We start from the raw sequence: 2,037 nt of genomic DNA, 5'->3' as shown, positions 1-2,037 counted from the left end.
ATCACAAACAAAACTTAAGGTTTGCATTCAGGTTGTACTGGACTTCTTTTACAAAAAGGGCTGTTTAAGCGCTTTTCGACACTTCTCTTCGGGATGACAGCACCAGGCTGACAAATGGGAAGGTCTCTACCGTTAAAAGGAGAACACCAGCTAGCTCTCCCTTTATAATGGAATCCTGCTTGGATCATGCAAGCATCAATCGTTGCATTCTCATTGTTGCTTAACTTTTGAACTTCATCCTCAAGATAATTAAGGTGTGGCAAACCACACTCTAGCAATGCTTTTCCTACCTCCGTAGAATCTGCTCCTAGCTTCTCCCACACAGCCGTCTCTCCTCGAGGAGGTTTATCAATGTTTTCAATATCACATCCAGCAACCGTTAACAGAATGAGCAGGCTTAATAAATTAAACAACATTTTCATTTTTTGTTCCCTGTTCTCGTTGAATAAAGTTTGTTAAAACTAAATGAACCATAATTAATTTGACACTCACGACTCGCATCAGCATAACAATTATGGGGGCTCGGGTTAAGTCCCCAGACCGCTCTCCCCATCTCTCTGATTGGATTAGTTGCTATAGTAAATAAACTGTTTGCTGCAAATATCGTCATATAAAAAGGATTTTTTATACCTTTCTCCAAAAGTGAAAAATCTAGATTAAAAGGTGCCTTATAAGCCGTAGGCCAATTGTAACCAATCACTGTACTAATGGGATCTAACATATGACCTTGTGTGTAGATATAATTTTTTTCGCCATCGCTTAGATAATCTACTGTATTGGCCATCGATTGCATGTGAGCAGCCGCTCTAACAAGATAGAAGTCTGTTTTCTTGGCTACACCGTGGATACCATGTTCTTGCAAGTCATTTGCTCCATTGCTTACTGTTATGGTACCACGGCTATGCGCACTAACAATCGCCCCTGTATTGCCATAACGATAGATAAAATCTTGTAACTTCTTGGTCGAATTACTCCATCTCCCAAAATATTCATAAATCGCTACTCCGTACTCTACGAGCCTGTCTTTAGCTTGTGGGTGGTATGTAAAATAAAGGGGTTCATGTTCATTATCAGCTAAGTGGACAGCATTACCGGCTGCTTCATCTGGTGTGTTAAAAATACCATTATAGAACATACGCCTGTTGCCATCAGAGCCAGCTTGTAAATGCTGCTCATCTTCAGCATTTAAAAAGTGATACAGAGTAATATATTCTCCATCGCTGTCTTTTATAGGTTTTCCATTTTCATCGGTTAAATAGAGGACATTGCCATTTTCATCATGCAAAATCTCACCTACTGGATGTTCTTTAACATTTGCGACTTCGCGCACTTTGTCCCAGTATCCCAATCCTTCATCCGATAAATCATTGATCATATCTACGCGATTATGCACTGCTCCCTCAAGCGGTGCGACATCTAGCTGTCCTACAGCTTGGTGGGCTGCTGCGGTGTTGCGGTTGAGAGAGCCAATGATTTGTCCAGCATCTTGCCCCATCGCCCTCTGTCCAGTTGTATCAGTAAGGATGATAGTCCCATCGCTGATAGCAGATTTGGTTTCCCCTTCTACTCCATCATGCGCTTTTTAGAGGCTTCAGCATTACGCTTTTTAGAGGCTACATCATTGTGCTTTTTAGGGGCTTCAGCATTACGCTTTTTAGGAGCTTCAGCATTACGCTTTTTAGGAGCTTCAGCATTACGCTTTTTAGGAGCTTCAGCATTACGCTTTTTAGGGGCTTCAGCATTACGCTTTTTAGGGGCTTCAGCATTACGCTTTTTAGGGGCTTCAGCATTACGCTTTTTAGGGGCTACATCATTGCGCTTTTTAGGGGCTACATCATTGCGCTTTTTAGGGGCTACATCATTGTGCTTTTTAGGGGCTACATCATTGCGCTTTTTAGAGGCTTCAGCATTGCGCTTTTTAGGGGCTACATCATTGCGCTTTTTAGGGGCTGCATCATTGCGCTTTTTAGGGGCTACATCATTGTGCTTTTTAGGGGCTACATCATTGTGCTTTTTAGGGGCTACATCATTGTGCTT

General features: G+C 42.0%; 3 protein-coding genes. All 3 read right to left on the bottom strand.

The annotated features are described in order from the left end of the window. Positions 1-14: 14 nt before the first annotated feature. Positions 15-422 (bottom strand): hypothetical protein, encoded by a 408-nt coding sequence (locus tag ACFINS_RS09170; RefSeq protein WP_375623805.1) that lies wholly within the window; start codon positions 420-422, stop codon positions 15-17. Then, positions 419-1,495 carry a filamentous hemagglutinin gene (locus tag ACFINS_RS09165; RefSeq protein ID WP_375651471.1) on the bottom strand — a complete coding sequence of 359 codons (1,077 nt, stop codon included), beginning with the start codon at positions 1,493-1,495 and terminating at the stop codon, positions 419-421. The genes ACFINS_RS09170 and ACFINS_RS09165 overlap by 4 nt, the downstream gene beginning before the upstream one ends. A gap of 68 nt (positions 1,496-1,563) precedes the next feature. After that, positions 1,564-2,037, bottom strand: a 474-nt coding sequence (locus ACFINS_RS09160; protein WP_375706119.1) for a hypothetical protein, incomplete at its 5' end; no start/stop codon positions are given.

The sequence above is a fragment of the Bartonella sp. AA2SXKL genome (assembly GCF_042197205.1).
Taxonomy (GTDB): Bacteria; Pseudomonadota; Alphaproteobacteria; order Rhizobiales; family Rhizobiaceae; genus Bartonella.
Note: the sequence above shows the minus strand (reverse complement) of the source record. Positions and strands in the feature narration are given on the sequence as shown.